Origin of the sequence: Delftia sp. CH05, from assembly GCF_009827015.1 — a bacterium.
Classification (GTDB): domain Bacteria; phylum Pseudomonadota; class Gammaproteobacteria; order Burkholderiales; family Burkholderiaceae_C; genus Comamonas; species Comamonas tsuruhatensis.
Window position 1 is genome coordinate 39,394 of record NZ_WUMG01000013.1, and the last position, 23,759, is coordinate 63,152.

Annotated in this window: 28 protein-coding genes; 2 read left to right on the forward strand and 26 right to left on the reverse strand. The window is 56.5% G+C overall.

Going from position 1 to position 23,759, the window contains the following annotated elements; all coding sequences use genetic code 11:
* Positions 1 to 52 precede the first annotated feature (52 nt).
* The 12 genes from GRX31_RS12825 to GRX31_RS12880 form a co-directional block, all read right to left on the reverse strand.
* Positions 53 to 343, reverse strand: coding sequence for a hypothetical protein (locus tag GRX31_RS12825; RefSeq protein ID WP_237426670.1), 291 nt, complete (start codon positions 341 to 343; stop codon positions 53 to 55).
* Positions 343 to 660 carry a type I restriction endonuclease subunit M gene (locus GRX31_RS12830; protein WP_237426671.1) on the reverse strand — a complete coding sequence of 106 codons (318 nt, stop codon included), beginning with the start codon at positions 658 to 660 and terminating at the stop codon, positions 343 to 345. Before GRX31_RS12830 ends, GRX31_RS12825 begins: the two co-directional genes overlap by 1 nt.
* Positions 661 to 775: 115 nt before the next feature.
* Positions 776 to 1,036, reverse strand: coding sequence for a hypothetical protein (locus GRX31_RS12835; RefSeq protein ID WP_160853025.1), 261 nt, complete (start codon positions 1,034 to 1,036; stop codon positions 776 to 778).
* 65 nt (positions 1,037 to 1,101) lie between these two features.
* Positions 1,102 to 2,229 (reverse strand): DUF6094 domain-containing protein, encoded by a 1,128-nt coding sequence (locus tag GRX31_RS12840; RefSeq protein ID WP_160853026.1) that lies wholly within the window; start codon positions 2,227 to 2,229, stop codon positions 1,102 to 1,104.
* A gap of 91 nt (positions 2,230 to 2,320) precedes the next feature.
* On the reverse strand, positions 2,321 to 2,551 hold the full coding sequence (locus tag GRX31_RS12845; protein ID WP_160853027.1) for a hypothetical protein: 231 nt from the start codon (positions 2,549 to 2,551) through the stop codon (positions 2,321 to 2,323).
* A 121-nt stretch (positions 2,552 to 2,672) separates the two neighbouring features.
* Positions 2,673 to 2,915, reverse strand: coding sequence for a hypothetical protein (locus GRX31_RS12850; protein WP_160853028.1), 243 nt, complete (start codon positions 2,913 to 2,915; stop codon positions 2,673 to 2,675).
* Between the two features lie 199 nt (positions 2,916 to 3,114).
* Positions 3,115 to 3,399, reverse strand: a complete 285-nt coding sequence (locus GRX31_RS12855) for a hypothetical protein (protein WP_160853029.1) — start codon at positions 3,397 to 3,399, stop codon at positions 3,115 to 3,117.
* Positions 3,400 to 3,471: 72 nt separating this feature from the next.
* Entirely contained in the window at positions 3,472 to 3,780 is a 309-nt protein-coding gene (locus GRX31_RS12860) for a hypothetical protein (protein ID WP_141832066.1), read from the reverse strand.
* A gap of 453 nt (positions 3,781 to 4,233) precedes the next feature.
* Positions 4,234 to 4,932, reverse strand: coding sequence for a DUF3275 family protein (locus GRX31_RS12865; protein WP_160853030.1), 699 nt, complete (start codon positions 4,930 to 4,932; stop codon positions 4,234 to 4,236).
* 369 nt (positions 4,933 to 5,301) lie between these two features.
* A complete protein-coding gene (locus GRX31_RS12870) occupies positions 5,302 to 6,060 on the reverse strand; it encodes a DUF3577 domain-containing protein (RefSeq protein ID WP_160853032.1) in 759 nt (252 codons plus the stop codon).
* Positions 6,061 to 6,270: 210 nt separating this feature from the next.
* Entirely contained in the window at positions 6,271 to 6,870 is a 600-nt protein-coding gene (locus tag GRX31_RS12875) for a hypothetical protein (RefSeq protein ID WP_160853034.1), read from the reverse strand.
* Between the two features lie 90 nt (positions 6,871 to 6,960).
* Positions 6,961 to 7,419 (reverse strand): hypothetical protein, encoded by a 459-nt coding sequence (locus GRX31_RS12880; protein ID WP_160853036.1) that lies wholly within the window; start codon positions 7,417 to 7,419, stop codon positions 6,961 to 6,963.
* 294 nt (positions 7,420 to 7,713) lie between these two features.
* Between GRX31_RS12880 and GRX31_RS12885 the strand changes: the two genes are divergently transcribed.
* On the forward strand, positions 7,714 to 7,995 hold the full coding sequence (locus GRX31_RS12885) for an H-NS family nucleoid-associated regulatory protein (protein WP_160853038.1): 282 nt from the start codon (positions 7,714 to 7,716) through the stop codon (positions 7,993 to 7,995).
* Positions 7,996 to 8,052: 57 nt separating this feature from the next.
* A complete protein-coding gene (locus GRX31_RS12890) occupies positions 8,053 to 8,826 on the forward strand; it encodes a hypothetical protein (RefSeq protein ID WP_160853040.1) in 774 nt (257 codons plus the stop codon).
* 275 nt (positions 8,827 to 9,101) lie between these two features.
* On the opposite strand, the gene GRX31_RS12895 is transcribed toward GRX31_RS12890, so the two are convergent.
* The 14 genes from GRX31_RS12895 to GRX31_RS12955 form a co-directional block, all read right to left on the reverse strand.
* Positions 9,102 to 11,129, reverse strand: a complete 2,028-nt coding sequence (locus tag GRX31_RS12895) for a DEAD/DEAH box helicase (protein WP_237426672.1) — start codon at positions 11,127 to 11,129, stop codon at positions 9,102 to 9,104.
* Positions 11,129 to 11,470, reverse strand: a complete 342-nt coding sequence (locus tag GRX31_RS12900; protein WP_160853042.1) for a hypothetical protein — start codon at positions 11,468 to 11,470, stop codon at positions 11,129 to 11,131. Before GRX31_RS12900 ends, GRX31_RS12895 begins: the two co-directional genes overlap by 1 nt.
* 63 nt (positions 11,471 to 11,533) lie before the next feature.
* Positions 11,534 to 11,863 (reverse strand): hypothetical protein, encoded by a 330-nt coding sequence (locus GRX31_RS12905; protein WP_160853044.1) that lies wholly within the window; start codon positions 11,861 to 11,863, stop codon positions 11,534 to 11,536.
* Positions 11,864 to 11,904: 41 nt separating this feature from the next.
* Positions 11,905 to 12,330, reverse strand: coding sequence for a single-stranded DNA-binding protein (locus GRX31_RS12910; protein ID WP_160853046.1), 426 nt, complete (start codon positions 12,328 to 12,330; stop codon positions 11,905 to 11,907).
* Between the two features lie 61 nt (positions 12,331 to 12,391).
* Positions 12,392 to 12,922: a hypothetical protein gene (locus tag GRX31_RS12915; protein ID WP_160853048.1), complete on the reverse strand. Its 531-nt coding sequence runs from the start codon at positions 12,920 to 12,922 to the stop codon at positions 12,392 to 12,394.
* A gap of 22 nt (positions 12,923 to 12,944) precedes the next feature.
* Complete coding sequence (locus GRX31_RS12920; protein WP_160853050.1) at positions 12,945 to 14,090, reverse strand: PFL_4669 family integrating conjugative element protein; 1,146 nt, start codon at positions 14,088 to 14,090, stop codon at positions 12,945 to 12,947.
* A gap of 190 nt (positions 14,091 to 14,280) precedes the next feature.
* Complete coding sequence (locus GRX31_RS12925) at positions 14,281 to 14,652, reverse strand: hypothetical protein (RefSeq protein WP_160853052.1); 372 nt, start codon at positions 14,650 to 14,652, stop codon at positions 14,281 to 14,283.
* Positions 14,653 to 15,298: 646 nt separating this feature from the next.
* The gene (locus GRX31_RS30550) at positions 15,299 to 17,218 is read right to left on the reverse strand and encodes a hypothetical protein (protein WP_202396574.1); all 1,920 of its coding nucleotides are present in this window, start codon (positions 17,216 to 17,218) and stop codon (positions 15,299 to 15,301) included.
* Positions 17,219 to 17,232: 14 nt separating this feature from the next.
* Positions 17,233 to 17,661 (reverse strand): hypothetical protein, encoded by a 429-nt coding sequence (locus tag GRX31_RS12930; protein WP_160853054.1) that lies wholly within the window; start codon positions 17,659 to 17,661, stop codon positions 17,233 to 17,235.
* Between the two features lie 6 nt (positions 17,662 to 17,667).
* Complete coding sequence (locus GRX31_RS12935) at positions 17,668 to 18,291, reverse strand: STY4526/YPO1902 family pathogenicity island replication protein (RefSeq protein ID WP_160853056.1); 624 nt, start codon at positions 18,289 to 18,291, stop codon at positions 17,668 to 17,670.
* 15 nt (positions 18,292 to 18,306) lie between these two features.
* A complete protein-coding gene (locus GRX31_RS12940) occupies positions 18,307 to 20,037 on the reverse strand; it encodes a hypothetical protein (protein ID WP_160853058.1) in 1,731 nt (576 codons plus the stop codon).
* Between the two features lie 25 nt (positions 20,038 to 20,062).
* Positions 20,063 to 20,944, reverse strand: a complete 882-nt coding sequence (locus GRX31_RS12945) for a ParA family protein (protein ID WP_160853060.1) — start codon at positions 20,942 to 20,944, stop codon at positions 20,063 to 20,065.
* 130 nt (positions 20,945 to 21,074) lie between these two features.
* Positions 21,075 to 21,635, reverse strand: coding sequence for a chemotaxis protein CheW (locus GRX31_RS12950; protein WP_151020530.1), 561 nt, complete (start codon positions 21,633 to 21,635; stop codon positions 21,075 to 21,077).
* Positions 21,636 to 21,684: 49 nt separating this feature from the next.
* Entirely contained in the window at positions 21,685 to 23,547 is a 1,863-nt protein-coding gene (locus GRX31_RS12955) for a methyl-accepting chemotaxis protein (RefSeq protein ID WP_160853062.1), read from the reverse strand.
* Positions 23,548 to 23,759 lie beyond the last annotated feature (212 nt).

Sequence of the window (23,759 nt, forward strand, 5' to 3'; positions counted from 1 at the left end):
ATGGGACAGCTTCCCCCGAGGGCTGCTGCCCCGGGTGGGTGGATGAAAGGTGTCAGTGCAGCCTGCTGACAGGCTGCCCCGAGAGGACCTGCAGGGACTGCAGGAGCTCGGTGGCCACAAGGTCGCGCGCACGAAGATCGGCGGCGGTCATGCGGTTGCCAAGATGGCAGAGGACGTTCTCCAACGAAGCTTGCGCATCGCTGGCCAGGTCCAAGGTTTTCAGAATGTCCGGCACCAGGGCCGGAAGCGTTGCCAGCAGATCCAGCATCGATTCATCCAGGGCCGTAAGGCCTTGGCGATCCAGCGCTGCAATCTGCTTGAGGGTCTCGATCGCGGCCATCATCAACGCTCGTATGGCAGCAACAACGTGGTTGTCTGCCACCCTGCATCGGTGATGACCCAAATCGTGTGCGTGCCGACCTTGTAGACGGACATCACCATGGCGCGATCGACCAGCGAGTGCTGGTTGAGCGCACGATCGAGCGTGTGGATCTCGCCCCAATCCCCGCTTTGGTGCCGGCGAAGCAACTCGTGCGGATCGACTTCACCTTTGCAGATGAGGTCGTCCACGCCGAGCGTTGTCACCCAGCGGCCAGCGTGAAAAAAGGGTGTGGTCTGTGGGATGGTGGCGGCGGGCCGCACCAGGTCTTCAATTTCCATGGGTCATCTCCTGTGTTGCAGGGACGGCCCCACGATGGGGACTGTCCCCATCGGGTGAAAAGATTTCTCTACTTGGTTTCCTGCGCCTGGCACGAGGCCTTAGCGCGCCTGCAGCTCAGTCGGACTTGGACGTGGTCCGTGCCAATGCGCCGTACTTTCCGTCCATCTGCCTCACGACATCCTTTGCAATGTCCTGCCAGAACTGGCCGCACATGAAGCCAGAGTCGAACAATTCCGGGTTCGGGAACTCGGCGATCTCGCGTGCTTTTGTATGGATGCAATGAATCACGAAGGCCTGAACCATCGGGCCATAACGCGAGTACTCCATGAGTTCCGTGACGAACTCCACATTGGTGAGTTGCTGTTGCTGTGGCATGGCCACCTCCTTGAAATGCGGGGCGGCCGGCCCAAGGAGCTGGTGCCCCATGGGGTTGAAAGAAGTCAGGTGATCTTGACGATCTGCCCAAGGCGCGCATCGGGCGTGAGCTCGATGGCGTTGATGACGGGAACGAAACGATCCAGCAACACGGTGGACTGCGAGGCATGGCCCTTCTCGTCCACGTCGATGCTGACCTTGCGCTCCTTGCGTTTGTAGGTGTCGCCCTTGATCAGAAAGGTTCGCCCGTTGCCGGCCGTGATCTTTCCCGTGACCTGGCCAGCGGCCAAGGCCAAGGCCAGGTGCCAAGGTGTCAGGTCACGAAGGGGCGGTCGGCATGCGCCGGTTGCTTGGGCGAAGTGCCCCTGCAGGCCCTCCCACAGTAGGCTGTGAGAGAACTTAGCCAGCTCATCGGCCAGTTGCTCCTCATCGATCTGCACGGCATGGAAGTCGAGCTCCAGATCCCCCTGCAGCGCAGGGATCACATAGGGCTCCAGCTCCCACGAGTCCGGTAACAAGGGCGCGCCCTCCTCCGAGGCCTGCGCGTCCACCAGCGGCTGCAATGCGGCCTTGGTGGCATGCGTCGGCCGGCAGCGGGTGCCGACCACGATGCACTGCCGAAAGCGTTGCTCGGGTGCCATGAAGACGCGCAGGTTCTGAAAGTTGCGCACCAGGTAGCCGCGGATCTCGTCGTCAAGGGCGTAGTGCGGAATGATGTAGACCATCACACCGCCGTAAGCAAGATAGGGCACGGTCTTGCGCAGGAACGTTCGCTCCAAGCGCTCGGCCTTGTCCGGGCCGTCGATCAGGGATCGCTGCGCGGCTTGGTCAGAGACACCGTAGCCGTATGGCGGGTTGAGAAACAGAAGACCCATGCTGCGTGGCTTCACGATGACATCGTGCACATCGGCTTGCAACACGCGATCGAGGATCTGCTTGGCGTGCCGCGCACGGTCGCGGTCCAGCTCGATGCCGAAGGCCTCGGCGCCGGCGGCCCCACCGCGAGCGACGGTCAGCAGTTGGCGCACATCGGCCAGCGCCGTGCCCTCGCCGCAGCAGGGGTCCAACATGCGCACGTTCCCCTGATCGGGCATGCGCAGCAGATTGGAGATGCGGGCAATCGATTCTTCATCGGTCGGGTAGTACCCGGCCTTGATGTAGTTGCGCGCCAGGCGCGCGAAGATCAGGGCCATGGCCTGCTCTCCTCAAAGAAGAAAGCCAGCCCAGGGAAGTTCCCTGGTGCTGGCTGGTTGGTAGATGGCAAAGCAAGCTTTGCCTGGTAGATCACAGCTGGGTCCACATTCCGGAGTTCCAGGCCGAGATGGCCTGACGCTCGCTCTTCCAGGACTCATCAGACTCCCGCGTGAACGGACCATGCTCAGACCTCGTACCGAGGTAGAAGTCTCCATCGCTGGACAGCACCTGCAGCTGCAGGAACTCTCCGCGTTGGGCTGCGAGCAGGCCGAAGGGCGCGATTGCAGAAATTGCGGACGTTGCGAATTGAACTTGCGACATGTCATTTCTCCTTGAGGGGAAATGGACGAGCGCCCCCGGACGGGACGGCCCATCCGGGTTGAAGTTGAGTTGAGGTATAGAAAGTCCCAGCCACAGGAGGACCTGTGAACTGGGTGGGTGGTCAGAGATAGGTGCGCTGTGTCCAGCGCCCTTCATCCCATGCCTTCTTGGCCTTCTCACGGGTCGGCCAATACTGCATAGATTCGCGGGTGAAGGGACCACTGTCGGAACAGGTTCCGAGGTAGAAGCCCGCAGCACTCCGCAGAATTTCCATCGGATACTCCTTTCCGCTTGCGCGGGCAAGAGCACCAAATTGAACAGTTCCGTCCGCCTTGGCTGCGATTGGGATTTCGACTGGCGTCATGACATTTCTCCTTTGAGGGGGAAATGGACGAGCGCGCCCGGACAGGACACGGCCCATCCGGGAGGGGGAAGGTTGAATTCGTGCGACACTTTTCGGATGACCGAAACGCGCCACACATTGAGAGTGATTGAAGGAAGCCCCGTCGAAGAATTGGACCTGGTCCATCTCTTCGAGGAGCTCGATGCGCGTGATGCGCTCCCTATCCTGCGGCAGCGGATGCGACAGCAAAAGGCTGCGGCAAATTCCGTTCTCGCATCAGTTGAACCAGGCCGGCTGGCAGACCCGCAAGCAGCTCCGGACGTGCGTAGCACGACTGGACCAGCTTGACGATCGAACAGACTTCGCCTGGCGCGACCTGCTCGCGCAGATCCATCAGCTTTTCATATTCCTGCTCCGTGCAGGCCTGCATCCAGCGGTTGAACGCTTGGTGCGTGCGCGCGCGCTGCTCGGCCGTCCAGACAGGAAGAATTTGAGGGTTGGTCATGGTTGTCTCCAAAGAAATGGGGACAACCGACCCAGGGGGACGATGGTCCCCGAGGGTGGATGAGAAGGTGATCTACAGAAGTTTGACCGCCGCGACGGCGAGACCTACTACTGCGACCTGGGTGGTGATGATCCAGCGCAGCTGATCATTGAGACGAGCATTCAAGCGTGTTTCCACGGAAGCCATCTCAGCTTTCAGCTCGGATTTCATGGCGGTGCCATCCGCCTTGGTCAGCAACTGGTCGCGCATCTCTGCACGCACAGCATCCTGGCCGGTCTGGATGGCATTTTCAAGCTCACGCTCCACAGCACGGGCCTTGTCTGGCGTGACGCCAGCCTCGGTCAGTGCTTCAAAGACGCTCAGTTTGATGGGCATGCCCATGAGTCTACTCCTCCCGAAAAAAGAGCGGGCACGCCTTCCCTGACGGGCTCTTGTGCCCGCGAAGGGTGGTGATGATGGCAATGCCCAAGCAGCGAACTGCTTTGCACATTTGCGGGGCTCAATGTGCTCGAAACCATACTGAATGGTTTGATGGTTTCCCTCAGCAGCCGCAGCTGCAGGTGCTGAGGGAACCCATCGGATTCCACAGATTTCACAATGCTCCTGGCCGCCAGTGGCTGGCCGGTCACCAGGTGGAGCTCAGGCGACCAATGAAAGGCGCGGTCACAGACACGGCTTGGCTTTCACCGTGGCTGCACTATCGCAAAGCCGCTGCGCATCAGGTCGCAGCCACCCCAATTGGAGAGCCCTCTACCCTGTCGGGTCCTGCAGGCTGTCTATTGAGCACCCCCAGATGCGCAAGAGACAACCCGCGACGCGGGCTGATGTGTCTAGTCAGATCGGATGCCAGGTCTGGCTCTGAATGTCTGCCATCCTGTAGCCCAAGTCCTTGAGGGCTGCCACTTGCTGACGCAGGCGAAGACGATCTACGGTCGGGTCGAGCTTCACAGCGTCCCGGCTGTGCACTTGCGGCCAAAGCTCTCCGAAAAGCTCCTGCAGCTGCGCCTCTTGCGCTGACTGCGGATCTTCAACAGGTACGGGGTCAGAAACCGTCATAGCGGTCGGCGCCTGGTCCACTCTGGCCAGCCGCTTCTGGATGCGCTTTTTGAGCTCTTCCACGTTAGCTCTGGACTGGGCCGGGGCCGGACTTGATGTCCCGGACAAAGGCGTCGAGCTGGCAGTTGCTGATGCCGACCGAGGAGGCGGGGGCGGGACTGCAACCGGCTCTTCGTCCGCCGGGTCAGCTTCAACAAGATGGGGTTCTTCAGGCCTTTCTTCCATGTCATCGATCTGAAGATCGTGCAGCACAGCGCGGATCTCAGTGATGGACTTGTTGAAGTGGATGTACTGCTTCAAGAAGATGCGCTCCACCCAAGCCGTGCCTTTGTAGACGCCGTCATCGAACTGGTCGAGCAGCTGGTCGAAGACGCGGAATTCACCGATGTCGGTGAACAACTCTCCCACGCAAAAGTCGCCGTTGCGGCCTCCGCGGATTTTCTTGACTCTCAGCGTGATGCCGGAGAGCTTGATCATGTGCTCTTGCTCCAAAAGACGGAGCCTGAGCCCATGGGCAAGGCCCCATGGGTGAAAAAAAACACTCCACACGTGAACGCATGGAGTGCTGGTTGGATGTTCCGGGAGATTTCCAGTCAGCCGGCTATGTGATCTCGCACACCGGCGAAGTGTGTGCGTCAACGAGATGGTGCGCAAAATCAAAGTGCTCCAACCCGAGGGCGTGCATGTCTCAGGAGCTCACATGCCTTGCCACAAAGTGGCCACAGGTTTAAGCGATACCTGCAAACGCTTGGAAGCCTTGAGCATAGCGCAAAACTTGTAAATCTGGGCCAAAAAACAACCCCTGGCCTGCGATGCAGGACAGGGGCTGGTTGGCGCTACTTCAGCTTATCGCTGACCGGCAGGCTCTCGGTAACCAGCTCCGCTATGCGGTGCTGGACGACGAGGGTATGCCGAGGGGCCATGGCCGCGGGCAGCCGGAGCGGCTGCTTGACGCAACTGAGCGTGCCCTTGAGGGGCAGTGCTTGGCCGTTGGGCATCCACAGGACGCGACTGCTGAGCTCCCCGAGGGGCCTCTTGCTGTGACGCTCGCTGCGGAGCTTGGCGCGGCTGCTGACGCTGTTGCTGGTCTTCTGGCCAGGACTCGTCCTGGTAGAAGCCTTCGCCCTGAGGTTCATGCTCACGAGGAGCATCTTCGCCTGCAGTCTCAGCACCATCTGCGCTGCGCTTGTACACCGATTCCCCATCCACCGAAATCGAATAGATGAGAATCAGCCGACCCTTGATGAGCGCGGCCATTTCCTTATGCCCCGTGGGGCGTCCGGTTTCCTGGTCGCGCACATCGCGCTCGTAGACATGCGGGTAAGTGTCGGCGATGCGAAAAGTCACAGTGACCTTGCGACGTTCGTCCACACTTTGCTTCATGCTCTCGATCAAGCCGATCGCTTCGGCACCGCTTACACGGAGGTCGAAGTAGGTCGTGTCGGAAGAATCAGAGCTCCCACGCAACGCACTGATAGCGCATGCGAGGAAAGGCTCAGACTTGCGGCCACGGCCTTGCGGCGTAACCAAACGGACACGGCTCAGATAGCCGACACCGGTGGTGTGCAGGTTGAAATACTCGCGTTGTGCGTTCGTTGCTTGCATGGTGATCTCCAAAGTTTCCAGAATGTGGAAAGGGAGCGCAGATGCACGCACCGGACAGCGAGGTCTGGATGGGGCAGCTGGTCCCCATCCGGGTTGCGAAAAATGCTCTACATGGTCCTTGGGAGACCGTGCTGTGACTAGAAAGAGCTCAGTCACTGTGTGCCTTGCGGCGGTTCACGGGAAGAAGACTAACAGACAGATTTCAGCTGGTCAAATGCGGTTGACAGTTGCCTGCTGCCGCGCACTCTCCTCCTCCAGCAACTCAGTGATCCGCAGGATCAAGGCTGCATGTTTCTGCTTCAGAGAGGGGAGCTTTTCCTGAAAAGTGCTCCATGCTCTATCCAGCTGTTCGGTTATTGGCTCAGCCCTGTACGCGATGCTATCAACCATGGATTTAAGGCATTCTTGATGGCATTCACGATAAACATATAAAGCACCGATCCTGTCATCACCGAACCAGGCAATCTTACGGAAGTCTATAAGGCTTAAAAGTGCGATATGCTCGCCAACAGTACTCAGTTTAGCAAAGTCGCTAGCATTTACAGCTTTCTCCACTGCAGTGTGACGCTTAGCTCTAATTTGCTCTTGCTCAAGCTTCAGCTTTGCTGTTTTTTTCAGGACCTGGGCGCCCTTCTCCAATACCGCGATGGCGTCATAAATTGCCATGGATTCTTTGACGTCCAACTCAAACTCGCCATTTTTAAAGTTTCGCAGCCCACCAATCAGACGCATGATAGCAGTTGCCTGCGCCTTTCTAGCACTGCTATTCTTGGATATAAGCCCCTTGGACAATTCTTCAGCATTGATCATTATTTCTCCCAAGTTATAAAGAATCACACAAGTAAAAATCCCATCACCAAGCAAATGCTCGATGATGGGATTCGTTTGAAGCCCGTAGGCCTAGCGGTCAGTTCCAGTAGGCCGTTGGACCATTGGAAGGCAGATCACGTTCTCGCCTTGCGGCTTGGCAGATGCAGGCTTAACAGCTTGCTTCTCCTTGTGCTTAGCGCGAGATTTTTGGATTTCTTGTCGAACCAAACGATAGAAATCACGCAAAACTCTCACTGACCAGGTCACGCACATGGACACCTTGCGGCGCCGATCTGCGTACTTCTGGCCGGCTTCATAAGCTTTTTCCCGGATCTGCTCTGCTCGACGCAGAGTTTCCCAGGCCTTGGTATAGACACCCAGGTACTGCATCTTCAGATCGGGATGCTCTTCGAGCAGCCCAATCAAAATATCAGCGACCAGGGGATCTTGAACCCGCGAAACCATATCTGCCAGATGCTTTGCATCCCACTGGGAAGCGCTGACAAAGGCGGATGCGGTTTGTTGGGGTTTGCGAGTAGATGAGGACATGTCGTTGCTTTCGAGTGAAGGACAACGACCCCCATCTGGGACTCGTTGGTCCCGGTGGGAAGGTGAAGAAATGTGCCCTGCCTGCAGCTGCAGGCGCGCGTCTCACAAGGGCTCAGACGCTACGTGGTGCTCGGAGAGCGTTCACGAGACGATTGTAGCGGCGCTGAGCCCGCTTCGCTAGCTTGTAGTGCAGGATCAATCTAATACGTATTAACCACAGTACGCATTAATATTCTCAGCACATCTGAAATATTGTTATCATTAAGGCTTCTTTAACTTTTAAGGCGGACAACCGTGAGCAACTCATACAAAGAACTTCTCGCCCAGCGCGAGGCACTGGAAGCCCAGATTGAAGCCGCTCGCAAACAGGAAGTCAGTGATGTGGTTGCGAAAATTCGGAGCCTTGTTGCGGACTACGGCCTCACTGCAGATGACATCTTCACTGCAAAGCGCACATACAAGACTACAGCCGGCGAGCCAAAATTCCGAGATCCTTCCACTGGCAAGACCTGGACCGGACGTGGCAAGCCGCCAGATTGGATTAAGGACAAAGACCGCTCTGCCTTTGCGATCTAATAAGAAAAGACTACTATGTAGTCTTTTTTCATTTCATCTACAGTTTTATTTGTATTCATGGATATTGATAGAGAAAAATACTATTTAACAGACTTAGTAGATCTGCATTCGCATCTGCTGGCAAATGATTTGGTATTGGAATATCTCACAGGCGATGAAATTGTTATCAACGGAAACAACTACTCCGCGGATGAAATAGTCTCGTTAAAAATACTAGAATCAGAATTCAAACTATCCGTCAAGGACTTTGCCCACCTCTTTGTTGTCTTCAATAAAAGTCGTGTGCTTATGCAACTTGAAAACCCAAGAGGGAGAGATTGGGCGCCTGAAGGGTACTATGTTAAGACCATCAATCACGAGCTAATAGCACAGCAACACAAAAACAATATAGGAATATTTTTAGAAGAAGCGGACAGTTATGGCATAGCTATTGATGCATTGCACATAGATAGCTTTAATCTTAAAGAAGATGCACCAAGCTTGCTAGGTACAATAGGGTTCTGCTTGTGTGCACTCGTAGCATATCTGAATGGCTTCTCAAGGATCGATTTGGTAGGTGCAGGGCGCAATAGCCCCAAAGATAAGAACATCGGGTATTTTGTGTGGCCAAAGCTGGGCTTTGACTCCGCGCTTGACTTGATTGATCGAAGCAGTTGGCCACAAGAATATCTTGGATTCCGTACCATCCAAGATATCGTAAAAATAGACGAAAAATTTTGGGAAGACAATGGAGGGCAGCTATTAATGTCTTTTGATCTTAGTCCAGGTAGCGTCTCATGGAAGAAACTGCTAGACTACACACGGCGCAAGCTGCTCTGGAGTACCGAATGACTACAGCATCTAAAAGCATTTCTTCTATCAAGAAGGAACTCATCCAAAAGTTGTCTTCCTCGAAGATTGCTCCGACATCGAGCAAGGTTTCCCCTGACCGGTCCGTGGCTCTTGAGGTGGTGGTCGTTACGCATGTGGTTACCAAGAGCGAACGAGCCGCGCTTGCAAGAAGAGCGAGAAGTGCGGCCGCTACACACAAGTTCCCTCAGCTGAAACTTTAGTCGGCAAGATGTAGTAGTAAAAAAGCCCGGTCGGACCGGGCTTTTTTCATGGTGCTAAGCCGCCAAGAGCGCTTGCTCTTCCTCGACAACTTCGTCGGGCAGACGACGCATCTCATGCCTCTGCTTCTCTGGCAGGGCCGTCTTGGCAGCCTCAATGACCTCCTCCTCGGTCGTGCGCTTGTTCTCCTGCAGCGCGAGAACTCCTTCGTCGATGGTTCCAGGAATCACAGGCACCAGCACCAGGACATCCCTCTTCTGCCCCAGGCGGTAGGCCCGATCTTCAGCCTGGCGCATCAGCGCTGGAGTCCAGGGCATGGACGCGAAGGCCACGATGTTCGCGGCCGTTAGCGTGATGCCCACGCCGGCCGCCATGGTGGTGCCGATGAACACCTTGATCCCAGCATCGGTCTGGAAGGCATCCACAGCAGCCTGGCGGCGCTTCGCGCTGTCTGCGCCTACCAAGCTGACGCTGCGCATGCTCATCGCTTCCAGGGCCTGTTTCAGCGCCTCCACGGTGCTCATGTACTCGCAGAAGATGATGAGCTTGTCGTCCTCGCCCAGCGCCTCTGCGGTCTCGACCAGGAACGGGATCTTGAGCGTCTCCAGCGCCTTGCGCAGACGCACGATCTTGGGCATCGCCTGCAGGCTCATGTCGCCGTAGATCTCTTTGTAGACATCCAAGCCTTCCGCCGGCGACAGGTAGCGCATCTGCCGCTCCTTGCTGCCCAGGTCTTTGAGCACCGACTTGCTGCGGCGGATCATCCAGCCCTTGATCGCCTCGGCCAGGGCCGCACGCTTCTCGGGTGCACCGGCGAAGCGCTTGCGGAAATCCGCCAACGTCAGGTGTCCCAGCTCGTGGCCAGTGATGCGCAGCAGCGTGTGCATCTCGACTTCCCGGTTCAACAGCGGCGTTCCCGTGACCACATAGCAGCGCTCGATACGCGCGCCCAGTAGGAAGACGTTGCGCGTGCGCCCGCTTTGGTACTCCTTGAGGTAGTGGGCCTCGTCAACAGCCATCACCGCGAAATCTAGCCCTGTTTCGCGCACCAGGCCGCCCATACGCTCATAGTTGCCGATCACCCAATCGCAGACCTGCAGTGTGGCCATGCGATCCTCGCCCACCATGCCGATTCGGGCGTCCGGGTAGACCATTCGGATCTCGCGCTCCCAGTTCAGCCGCAGCGACGCAGGGCACACGATCAGAACTCGCCCGCTGCCGGCGGCCATGCGCGATGCCACCACAGTCTGGCGGCTCTTGCCCAGGCCCATGTCGTCACCCATGCACGCGCCGGACTGGCGCAACATGTGGACCACGCCCTCGGCCTGGTAGTCGCGCAGCGTGCCGCACGCGACCATGCTGGCCAGGGCCACAGCGTCATAGGGCAAATCCGCGACATGGCCGCGCTCCGTCGAGAGGAAGCCACTGCCCTCCTCCTCCCCTGTGCCAGACCCACCACCGCTGGGGGGTGGCGCGGACGGCACGCTGATGGGCGAGCCTTGGTTGCCGGTACTCGCCAGTTCCTCAATGACGACAGGCTGCTCGTGCACAAACACGAGCTCAGGCTCCACCCCTGCAATCGATTTCAGACGGTCTTGGATCTCCTGCGGTGTGGCCCTGACCTGCCAGGCGGATGCATGCTTGTGGAAGTAGCCGCCCAGGGAGCGCATGGCGCGCACGCACAGCGGGTCGTATGTGAAGCTGACGGCATGCCGGCCGCGGCTGAGATCACCCTTTGCAAGCGGGAACACCTGCACGTCGAGCAATTGCGTGAAGTAGTCCTGCTGCGGCGCTGCCATTGCGGCCCGAAGCGTCACATCGAGGCGCTCCAGGTCCACGAACTGACCGGCGTATGCGTGCTGCAGGATCTGCTCGACGCGTGCAGGATCATTGACATCCAGCATCCACATGCGCCGTGCTGCACACCACCAGGCATCGTAGGCTGCCAAGGGCCGCTTCAGACCAGGCACGTGCGTGAGCTGCAAGCCAACCCTGAGCCCGTCAAAGGCAGCCTGCAAAAGCAGGTCCGGGGGCGTGATAGTGACTGGACCGATCTGCACAGGTTTGATCTGACGATCAGCCATCAGATCACCCACTCCACTTTGTCTATATTAGGTCGCTTCTCAATGGGGTAATGCTCACGCTCCTTCAATTCATCTATTCTCAAACGCCGTATCTCAGGAGATTCATAACCCCAGTTCCTGGCTATTTTTATTGCTTGCGGATGGACTGACACAGGGAGAAGAGCTATCGCGGCATCAAACTCTTCGCAGGCCATCAGAATAAATTGATCAAATGATGCGCCATACTCAATGATATTTCTCTCGAATATGGCATTGCAGAAATCGTCCCAGTTGGACTCAACCAAACGGCCATCTTGAATCAAAGGTCTACGATTTAACTCGTTGCAACAAATTGAATTCACCACCCACTCCTGTGACAGCTTATATAGGCTGGCGGTCGCAAATGCGTCACTAGGAGAAATCAACTATTGCGCCGGGAAATAGCTTGATTCATGCCGTCGGCGCCACATCAAAACAATGGCCTCAACACGGCTATCGAAATCGCCGACATGAATGGAATCCGTCTCAGAGACCTCATCGTATGTGACAGTGATTCGAGTATTCCAGGCACCATCGAGCTCTTGTATCGCGCTGCCTACGCATGGATCTTTGGCGGCGCCAGTCTCGCGCATCAGCAGAAATGCAGAAGCTTCCTCTTCACGCTGGCCTGCACTCCTGACGACAACGACATAGAACTGACCGTCGTCCAGGACGCACAGCTCTTCGTAGCTTGCTGGTTGACTCGTACTTTTCAAAGCTCTCTCCTTCAGTTGCTACTCATGCCTAAACCAGCTACTCAAGCGGCGGACGCCATTTCTTGCTCACCTTCGGACTCTGGTGCTTGGCGTCGGGCCGATGCCTCGAATTCGATGCTTTTCACACGCGACAGCAGAAGCGCAATGTCTTCAGCGACGATCTTGATGACCTGCACCTCAGCGCCCGTTGCCGCGTCTTTGGCCATAAAGTCTCGCTCTTCGCCATACACCAGGACACGGCTGCCTCGGCGAAGAAGTCGCGCCACATCCTTAGCTTTTTGACCGTAAATCTCCACCTCGCGCCAGAAACCCCCAACCTGCTCAACCTCGCCTGTAGTTTTGTTTCGCGCATAGCGCCCAAACATGACGCGCATGCTTGCAACATCAAATTCTGCGTTGGCTCCCGAAATGACACGCAGATCGGGAGATTGGGCGAGATTACCTTTGCCGATAAAAATATTTTGCATATGTGGCTCCAATAGTGCGTGATAAAGAATTGCCCGACTGCACCACTGCCAGGCAACTCGATTAAGAAGAAAAGCTAGAACGAGGGTATAGGTGAGGCTCGGAGAGCTCCAACGACCTGCGCGCAATCTTGATCTTTGAGCGCAGTTGAAGGTGTTCTTCATTGAGTAGCTGGGCCTCCCTGGATGCGCGCAGACACCAGGCGCGAAGATCACCAGGCAGCATTGAGGCAATCTCTTCGAGCTCATCCCAGCTCAGATGCCGGTTTGCGCCAAGCCGCTGACGCCAGCGCAGAAACACGGAGCCGCGCGAACTGCGCTGGTGCACCACCAGATATGCACCCACGCCCTTGACAGATTTGGACTGCTCCGAGAGATGCCGCATCTTCTCAGCCACCGCATCAAGACTGGCAACACCTTGGCGCAGGGCGGCGAGCCCGCCCCTACCCGTAAGGGCCTTTACGTCAACCTGATTTTGACAGTCTTGATTCACTGCGGTATGCCTTGCCCAAACCACATGATTGACGATACGTTCATCGCCGGCATGCTGGGATTGCCCTTTCAACACCTGCCCTTTCACACCATCCCCTTTCATACCATTACCCCCGTGATTTAAATCACACAGTTTCCGTGCTACTCGTTGGCTCGGCTGGAGCGCCAATAGACGCATCGGCCTCGTCATGACGCTGAGCCTGCTCATCGGCCTCCAGCTGCGCGCCGACCTGGTGCAAGACTGCACGCTCAGCCTCCGAGAGCGAATAGCGACGACGCGAATGCGAAGGTGCAACTTCGACCTTGTAAATCACTGCCGGTACAGGCCCGAAGACTTGCATGGCAAACTCAATGCGCTTACGTGCTTGCTCGTCAGCACCGACCCAGTCTGCGCGGTTGAGATCTGCCATCTCACTACGCGACAACCACCTTGAGAAACGAGCGGTGTCGTAGAACACTTTCAGGATTGCCCGGGATGCAATGCTCAGGGACTCCCGCATTTGCGAATCGCTTTGCAGGCTCTTGCGATTCAGCGTTTTCTGCAAACGAACGAAATAGTCGTATTGCACAATGAGCGTCGAGATGTCATAGCCATATGGGCTCTTGAAGCCGAGATTCACGTTGACGGGGTTCGATGACGCAGCAACCGTGTAGTTGAGCCCCAGCTTGCGCTGCTGTTGCATGCGCTCCTCGCACTGCTGAATTGCCCCGCGAAGGTGCACTTGAACCTCCTGCAGGCCGCGTTCGTAGCGAACAAGCGCCCAGTCGGCATAGGGATTGTTGTTGGCCGTCAGCAGCCACAAATTGCGAAGAGATGCCGCTATTCGCCGGCCACCAATGATGGGGTTCACCTTCGAGCCAGGCTCACGGGCGCGGCCGTAGAACATGCGCAGCGCTTCGATCGTGTGGATGGTCATCTGGTCCACACCGTCATCGATCAGCATTCCCAGATCATCAATGGCTTGGGCATCGGAGATAGGCACCAAAGGATCAGCACCTCTGCGCTCCTGATGCTCGGATTGCATTTGCGCCAAACGCTCCCGACGATCAAGCAGTTCGACATAGCGATCGAAGCGAGGATCGCTTTCAGACGCACCAGCTTGGATGTATTCGGCGAGGATGTTTTCTTCGCCACGAATGGAGTAGCCATCAGCGAAAGGCGATCCGTCCTCTTTCTCGAACACGATTCGTGTGCCCAAGATGCTCTGCAGGTCTATGGCATCAATGCCGCTGCCGCGCTTGGTTTGTTGTTTGCCTTGGTTTGTCGCCATCTTCTTCTCCCAGTCAGTGTTAATAAACAATTTACCCCTCAGTCAGGGCAGTAATTCCACATAAGCCATAAATCCCTTGACGACCAGGATCTGCAGAAGCAGTAGCAAAGCCAGACAACCGCATCTAAAGAATAGTAGGCCCGCTAGATTCAACTGCTTCTTGAGCAAATGCACATTCGTCCCTCTAAGCTCAGTTTGTGCCGTCTGCTTTCCAAGCTTCCAAAAATGCAAACTCCTTCTTGCTAACGGCGGGCAGCCTTTCAGGCAGGCTCTGCCGAAGAAGATCCATGACCGCTTCGCGATGGACGGTTACAAGCGTTTTGGTATTTTTATGAACACGCACATTGATGTAGCCTGCTCCTGCGAGTCGATCAATTGCGCGTTTTACTGTCGTGACTGACACCGTCCCGCACAGTTGCTGATCCGCCATCTTGCCGGCAGTCATGGCGAACTCTTTAACATCCGCCTCCTCTTTCAGAAGTACCCACAGGACTGCTGCGTCAACATAGTTGTGCAGCCGTTGAACCAAATGGAGGAATAGTGAATTAGCTTTCATGTTCATCTCATTTCTTAGAGTCGAATATTTGGAGTCCAAAAAAAATGCACTTATTAGAGTTGGCTATCACCACAGAGAGCTACTCGCCTTACGCGGTGGGCCGTTTCGGACTACTCGGCAAGCCTTGCGCAGTGGGCCGTTTCGGACTACTCGGCAAGCCTTGCGCAGTGGGCCGTTTCGGACTACTCGGCAAGCCTTGCGCAATGGGCCGTTTCGGACTACTCGGCAAGCCTTGCGCGGTGACTCGAAACGGGTTACGTGGTAAGCCTGACGCGGTGACTCGAAACGGGTTACGTGGTAAGCCTGACGCGGTGACCCGAAGCGGGTTACGTGGTAAGCCTGACGCGGTGACTCGAAACGGGTTACGCGGTAAGCCTTGCGCGGTGCGTCGATTCGGTGTACGCGGCAAGCCTTGCGCGGTGCGTCGATTCGGTGTACGCGGCAAGCCTTGCGCGGTGCGTCGATTAGCTGTACGCGGCAAGCCTTGCGCAGTGCTTCAATTTGACGGACTCGGCACGCCGTGCGCGGTACGCCAATTTGACGGACTCGGCAAGCCTTGCGCGGTGACCCGAAACGGGTTACGCGGGCAAACTTCGGAGATGCCGAGGCAGCCTTTTGATCGTTGACTTGATTTGAAATCGAGTTCATCAAATCATTCCTCGGCTGGGAAAAGATCGTTCGTCCGCAAGGCTCGAACCAGAGGGCCAGCGTTCAGCATCACAAACCAGGCTTGCTGATCCGACCTTTTCACACGCAAAACATTTGTAGAGCCGTCAATCTGAACGAGCGAACCCGTAGAGCGAATGATGTAAACCACACCCGGCGTCAGTTTTGAAAACACCTCGTTCATCTCGATGTTCTGCATAAACCGCTGATTTGGCTCTGCTGGCAGTCCAAGCCTTTCCCCAAGTTCATCAAATTTCTCGCGTGTCATGGTCTCCATGCGAGCTTGCGCAACTTCGGCTGCATAGACCAACGCCACGGGTTGCCCCTGAGCCTTCTTCGTGACGATTCCATGCAGCCATCCGGCTGGACTGCGAATCTCTTTGCCGCGCGCCATTTGTCCTTGCAATTCATCCAGCAGTTCTTGCTGGTCAGGAAAAGTCAGTCCGTGAATGACGCGCTCAACAGCTTCGCGGTGAGATGCTGACAGAGCGATAGGGAAAACAAGCTGGGCTTTTTCCTCCTGCAGACCGACTTCTCCTTCTTCCGGAGCAAACTCAAGACCACTACTACTACCTTCAAGTTCTTGAGCAACCTCTGATGTAGTAGTAGTTATTGAAATAACGTCTTGTATATAGGTTGCAGGAAAGGGCAAATCTAGCTTGCAGGTTTCGGCAAGATTTCCAGGGTGTCCGTTGCAGGAAACGGCAGATTCGGAAGACCCAAGGATGCAGGAAACGGCATTTTTCAGACCTGATGCCTGCGCCCGTTGAAGAGGGCTCGGAAGATCGCCTAAGTCGTTGTCGCTACTGCGTTTTATGGCTGATACCAGTGACTTTTGGGAGGCATCATTCTCCTTGCCAACCTGTCGATTTCCGACAGGTGCAGGAAAGCTGTCCTCCAGGAAGTGGAGGAGCAAATCACGAGAACGCTTCGGCGCTGGCGGGCGAGCCGCTGTGACTCCTTCCAGAGTCAGGGTGAGTTGCTGCAGCCCAATTCCCAGACCAGACAAGTCCAGACCAGGCCCAGACGCAGCGGCACGCTCAGGCAACGCGGTAGAGGCAACTTGGGGCTCGCCGGTCGTGGCAGGGGCAGCACCAACAGCCAGGTCTGCGCTACGCGCCGATTTCTTCAGAGGCTTGATGGCCTGGCCACGCAAGCACAGGAGCAGCGCTTCAAAGTTGAGCCGGACAAGCGCACCACCTGATCCGCACTCCTGGATGAGACCGGCTTTTTTCAAGCGGTCTCGGGCGTTTCGCTGCACCTTCGTTCCAAGTGCCAGGGATTCGCTTATGTCGAGTTGAGATGCAGAGACACAGCCGTTGTCCAGCTGGCCGGCCCTCAACTGATCCCGATGGCACTGCAGAAGATATGAGAGGTACAGACCTGCTGCGATGTTGCTAGCTATGTCGGCCAGGGGCTTGTAGTAGACACGGCAGCTTCGCATCCACGATGCGACCGCCTCCAGGTTGGGCTTTGAAGGCCCGTGCTTTGTGCCTCCCAGCGCTGCGGTGAGAGCTTTAACGTTGATGCGGTAATTCAGGACGCTGGGGCGACCGATCAGCAGTTCTTCGAGAACCCCGGCCTCCATCAACTCTGTTCTCACGGTGGCTTGCTCAGTCCTGGTCAGACCGATTGAGGTTTGCCACTGGGCGATGGACATGTGGAACCATCCGCCGCGCTGTGGATGATTGCGCAGGCTATGGCGTGTCCAGTACAAAGCCATGCCAACAAAGATGGCTGCCTTGTGCCCAAACCTTTCGGAAAGAGCGGGGTGAAATGGCACGAAGCCGCGATCTTCGAGATGAAGGATGATCTGTTGGGCAACAGGCCCGGAGCTTTCGACTGCACCGGAGTCATCGCCACCCGACATGGGTGCATGCTCAGCAAGCAGTGGTTGAAGACGCACTGAGTGACTCCTGCTCAGTCCGGACTTGCAGGCCTGTCGGCCGCCGCAAGCTCAATCCCCAAATCACCTTTGGCCATGGCGGCAGCAAGGGGTTGTGCCTGCTTCTGCAGCTGCTCCATGAGCCGGTCGAGATGCACGCGATACTTCAGCGTCCGGCCCTTGCCGCCCTCTTCGGTCAGCAGACCCATTGCGGCCAGTGTGCGGCGGCATGTCTGCTGCTGAGGACGTGTTATGCCCGTATCTTTTTCCACATCACTGGCGGATAACTCCAGGACAAAGGAGTGCCCATTATCCCTATCCAACCCCTTCTCAACTGCATAGGACAGCCAGAGAGCAGCGAGAACATTCCCGGTCAGATCAACAAATGCCCGATTAATAGTTATAGGCGCCTGACCGACCAGGTCAAGAAGCATTGCAGATTGGAGATAGTTTTCGTCCGTCATACCGAATCAGTGATTACCTAGTGCTTTAGTGCTTGAATTGGAATCGTCACTTCCATAGAAGCTTTCATATTCCTTCACGCACGTATGAAGTGAATCTATAGAGTAGTCTGGAAATTTTTGATGAAGCGCGTAAAGCCAGTCCCTCAAATTCTCAGTGGGACCAGCTTTACGTCTTATTTCATGCCAAACGATGTGAATATGGTCAACAACATCGTGTTCTTTTGGGAGCTTTGTTCTCCCAACACTGGCACCACCCAGCAAATCACGCAATCTCCGAACTTCGTCGGAGGAGCGCTTAAATAATCTTGTGACCAGCGATCTGGTCGCGCCGTTGCGGACAAAATACTCGCACATTTCATCATCACGACGCTGACGATCAATTCCGTCCAGGTGACCGGAGATCTCACTCACCGAGAGATTTATACGAATACTTCGCATACGCGAGGCAAGATCAATCAAATCGCGTGTTTGGCGAGTCCGGAGCGTATCAATTAGCTCCGGAGTCAGTCCTAGCAGCAACAACTGATCGAGTCCAGCCTCCGTTTCAATAACGCGAATAACTTCGGTCAGAACAATAAAATTGAACTGCTCGTTACCGCGAATATCAAGAGGAACACTGCGACTTGTCATTGCACACACCAAAAATCAGGAAAACAAAGGTTTATACGGAATCTGTGCTTTTGCAGGATAGGCAGCAAAATATTCAGAAACAGTGCCGAGAAATTTCACAAACGGAGTCCCGGCAACGGGAGAACCCATCAGTCGGGAAAAATGAAGAGAGTGTGTATATAAAACGCCTGATTTGAATGCAAGACCAGCAGCAGCGCATACATCTCGCATTTCGGCTTCGCTAGTTTTCAATGCTTGGCTCCAGCGGGTATCTTTGGAGCACAGGCTAGCAAGCTCTTGATTGAATTGACCCGTGAACACCGCAAGGACTGACCAAAGAGCGGTGCGCAGGTCTTGCTTTTCCTCATCAAGTGCTTGGCCGTCAACCATCTGAACATCACTGGGAATTTCAACAATGAATCCCAAAGGCATTTGGCTCTCTACGACGATGAAATCAGAAATAGGTACAACGGCGTTCAGTGCGAGAATATCGTCAGAGAGTCGCTTGGCGAAATTAGCCAATGCATCGGCATCGGAATTAGCAGGCTTGACCTGGCTGGACTTGCGTGAAGCCGCGGGCTGTTGATTTGTGGCCCCGCCCCCCACAGCGCCCAGCATTCCCCCCAACGGTGCTTGTTGCCCACTAAGTTTCGCGTCGGGGGCAGCAGCCTTCACGCTGGCGAGCTCCTCCGCTGTGATTTTGGGATTGGCCACCACTGCGGAAAGAGCAACTGGGAGATTCTCAATCTCTATGCCAATGGCTTTCGCTCCGACAGTTTGCAGGTCAAGGACTAGACTTTGCAAATCGACAACCACGTCCTTGCGTTCGGCCGGGTCCTTGGCCACATTTGAGGCCTCCAGGCTTTCAAGGTCTTGACCGTGCATGAGGAAAATCTCCTCCAGCGCGGACCTAACTTCTTTTGACCTGTCAAATTTTTCTGCAATCTCATATATTCCGCTAAGTAGCGGCTTCAAAACGTTGCTAACTTCGTCGGTGCGTAGCCAGTTTCCAATGAAATGCATGTGCTCAACTGCAAATGCAAAATTTTGGATCATGCGAACTCCGTAATTGAGCCCTTGTTTTTTAAGTGCTTTATTGAGCTCCGTCGAGGAAAGAGCGCAACCATTCTCTTCCTCAAACTTCGATTTATACGAAGCCACACCTTTGGCGCGCTCCCAGAATGAAATATCGCCACGATTGTCGTTCTCGCTGAGATGCGCGGAAATGACAGCGGCTTCACCAGGCCATTTACGAGTGATGACAGTAAGCTTGTCAAAGCGTGTATCCCCTTCACGCTTGAGTTCTTGTGCGATGGAGACCCGTGTATTGCCGCCACCATAGGGAAAATACTTTTCAGCTGGCGAACGGCGCGTAACCATGATCGTATTCGTGATACGACCTTCGGCTATCATGCTCGCCTTGATTTCTTCTCTTTTCGGATTAGGGCGAGTTCGCGGGTTGTGTTTGTAGATCTCAATATCCTCGGGATCAAGGGTAGATACTGCACCGTCCACTTCCGCAAGTGGATCAACTCCAGCCGTCGCGTTGCGAGGGGTTGCGGTGGGGGCAGCAAGCGCCCTACGTGCCGCTTCCAGTTGCTGCGCTTGCTTATTCGGTTTTGTGGCGGAATCGTTCATGCTCTTGGACTCTTCTTCTGGCTTGGCGGTCGGCAAATCAGCTTTTTCGCTGACGCCTGTTTCTGATGGATTGTTGCGCTGCAAATCGGCAGCGCGCTGCGCTGCATTCAGCGTTACGGGTGTACGCATATAACCTCCTGGTTAATAAGGAGGATTAAGCAGCGTAATTTACGAAGCGCTTGTGATTAGGCGCGTACATTTCCGTGACGCTCGGGATGAGTTCCCAAAGCAGTTCGTGCATCGTTTCAGCTGCTTTGATACTGTCGATCCAGTGCACAGGAACTTGAGCGGTTGCAGCTTTTCTATATGCCACAGTTGATGGCACAGCCGTGTTGAGCATATTGACGCGGCCACGCATGGTGATGAAGTTCTCGCGAATGATGTCCGTCATCACGCGGCAATCGTTCGTCTTCTCCGAACGACTAAGCACAGCTTTCATGGGCGGCATCTTCATGCCGAAGTTGGCCACGCATTCGTGGCGCTCGATCAGCGCAGCTGTTCCGTGGAGAAATTCCCGTGCGGACACCACATCTGGCGACACAGGAACGAGCAACAGGTCCGCAGCCATCACTGCAGCGTCTTGCAGATGTCCCACAGCGCCCTGTGTGTCGATGATCACCACGTCGTAGGTGTGGGTGACATCGGCATGCTGCAAAGGCCTGTTGAGCCTCAAAAGCATGTCCATGGGGTTGCGCGTGGCCATCCAGTCCTGAAGTACACCATCCCGGGTGTCCGACTGGACAAGGTGCAACTTGGCGTTGGGGGCGGGGCTGATGACCGGCTTGCCGAGGTAGCCAGCCGGGCTCAGCTTGCAGTGTGAGATGCAGTCGGACGTGAGCACGCCCGACCTCACGAATTCGGTGAGGCCTTTTTCCGCTTGGTGGCTGAGCTCGTAGTAGCGGGAAAGCGACGGCTGGATGTCCGCGTCGATGAGCAAGACACTGAGGCCCAGGTCGTGAAGGAGGCCGCCAAGATTGGCAGCAAGTGTGGTTTTACCGACTCCGCCTTTGGTGGAGACCACGGTGATTGTGAGCATAGATACCTCGTTGAATGGTTGAACCAAACAACAAGGGTCAGGGGACTAATCAGTGCTCAAAATACTCTAACTGCTTCTAAAACACCATGAAAATGGTGTTTAGCTTGCTAGAGTTTATACATCGTATCAATCAAAGCATCGCGGCCTCCATCAACCCCATCTCGGCGCTGCTCATGAGCGCTTCGATGTCGGTCAGAATCAGCATGCGTTCGACATCGCCGCTCTTGAAGCATCCCATACCCATGATGTAGCCGGCATCCACCGAGGCACTCATCCGGGGCGCCGGCTTGATGTTGTCCGCGCCCAGCGCCAGAACGTCCGACACCGAATCGACCACCACGCCGATGACCCGTCCGCGCACGTTCAGCACGATGACGACGGTGAAATCGGTGTACTCGGCCGACTCGCAACCGAGCTTCAGGCGCAGGTCGACGATGGGCACGATCACGCCACGCAGGTTGATCACTCCCTTGATGAAATGCGGTGCGTTCGCAATGCGGGTGGGTGCCTCGTAGCTGCGGATCTCCTGTACCCGCAGGATGTCGATGCCGTATTCCTCGCCACCCAGGCGGAAGCTGAGGAACTCGTTGGGCATGGCGGCCACTGCCTTGGCAGCCCGGGTTGATGAGGCGGCTGTCGTCTGCGCCGTAACCGGTGCTACCGTTGGGCGCTCTTCAATCATGGCGGTCATCTTCGACTCCTTGGAGATTGGGGGCGGGTTCTGGCGCGGCGAGCCGCGCTCAGAACGACGTCCAGTCGTCAGTGCCGGTCTTGGCAGGTGCGATAGCGAGCCGGCTCGACTCAGAGGTCGATGCTGGGGCTGCAGCAGCCTTCGCCTTGAATGCCGGCCGGGCGATGTTCTTGGCACGGTCCGGGCCGCGACGCTCGACGGCAGCAGCGTTGGCCGCTGGGGCCGCAGCGTGGGTCGAGCCTCCAAGTCCTTCATGCGACAGCTTGAACACCGCCACGGCCTGCACCAGTTTCTGGGCCTGGCCCTTCAGGCTCTCTGCGGCGGCAGCGCTCTCTTCCACAAGCGCCGCGTTTTGCTGCGTCACCTGGTCCATCTGGCTGACGGCCTCGCCGACCTGCCCGATGCCGGAGCTCTGCTCGACGCTGGCCGAGGTAATCTCGGCCACGATGTCACTCACGCGTTGGATCGAGGCGACGATCTCGCCCATGGTCTTGCCGGCCTCGTCCACCAGCACGGTGCCTTGCTCCACCTGCTCGACGCTACGGCCGATCAGGGCCTTGATTTCCTTGGCAGCCTCAGCGCTGCGCTGCGCGAGGCTGCGCACTTCAGACGCCACGACAGCGAAGCCGCGGCCCTGCTCACCTGCGCGGGCCGCCTCGACGGCTGCGTTGAGCGCCAGGATGTTGGTCTGGAAGGCGATGCCGTCGATCACGCCGATGATGTCGCCGATCTTGCGGCTGCTGTCGCTGATGCCTTGCATCGTGGTGACGACCTTGCCGACCACCTCGCCACCTTGCGCAGCGACGGCCGAGGCGCCCTGAGCGAGTTGATTGGCCTGCTTGGCGTTGTCGGCGTTGTTGCGGGTGGTGGTGCCCAGCTCCTCCATCGTGGCGGCCGTTTGTTGCAGGGCACTGGCTTGCTCTTCGGTGCGCTGGCTCAGGTCCTGGTTGCCCTGTGCAATCTCGGAGCTGGCTGTCGCCACGCTGTCGGCACCACTGCGAATGGCGCCCACCACGCTAGACAATTGCTGCTGCATGCTGCCCATAGTGCGCAGCAGGTCACCTTCTTCACCCCTCACTCCGAGATCGATCGACTGATCAAGCTCCCCTGCCGCAATGCCCGATGCCACACGACTGACGTCGCCAAGCACGGCGCTGGTGCGACGACGCAGATAAAGTAGCCCGGCGAGCAGGCTCACGATGAGCAATGCCGTCGAGGCCATGGCAAGTTTCGACCATTGCTGCCGCGCCGCCACGGCTGCGGCCAGCTGTGCTGACGTGCGCTCATCGAGAAGAATCAGGAACTCGTCCACGGGTTTCATGATCTTGGCTTTGTACTGGTGGTACGCCAAGTCGTGCATCATCCCCAGAGCCTTGGCCTTGTCGGGTTCAGCTTGGCGCGTGAACCCACCTTGGCCGTCGTCATAGAGGCCCTTCACCATGTTCATGGCGATGGTTTCAGTGCGCACCAGATCATCTGAGTTGGCCTTGGCTTCGGCCAGCTTGGCGAGTTCGTTGTCTGCAAAGCCGGCCCGCTTCATCAGATCAAGCAGCGGCACCGTTTCGCCTGCAGGACGCACGTTTTGCGCATCGGCTGCCCGGAAGTCCCAATAGATCCGCTCGTAGGCCTGAGGCCGTGGCAGCTTGCCATTGCGAATATCCAGAATCTCGATGTATTGCTTCTCCCACTTGGCGTCACCGGTGGCCACGTAGGTGCGCGCCAGTCGGGTGAGGTCGTCAGAGCTTTGCCGCAACTCATCGGCCAGCAGGTAGGACTGGTATCGCCTGGCGGCGGTTTCGTCGGCAAGAGCGCTGCTGCGGTTGCTCATGATGGCTGCGCCAATGGTGGCTGCGCCAAGAACCAGCAGGAGAGCGGCACCAAAACTGTAGGCTTGTCTGATCTGGAGTCTCATTGTTGTTCCTTCCACTGTGCTCTCGCCCTCGACCAGGACGATGGAGTTGAGTTCGCCATGCAGGCTTGACCTGGCTTGGCGCAGAGCATGGGGCTTGCGACTTTTCAGCCCCCCTGCCCTGCGCTGTCCCGCGTCACCCTGAACTGGCCGGATCGGCGCAGCCACATGCTGCCATTGAATGCCAAAATTGATCCGATGGCTGCATCATAGAT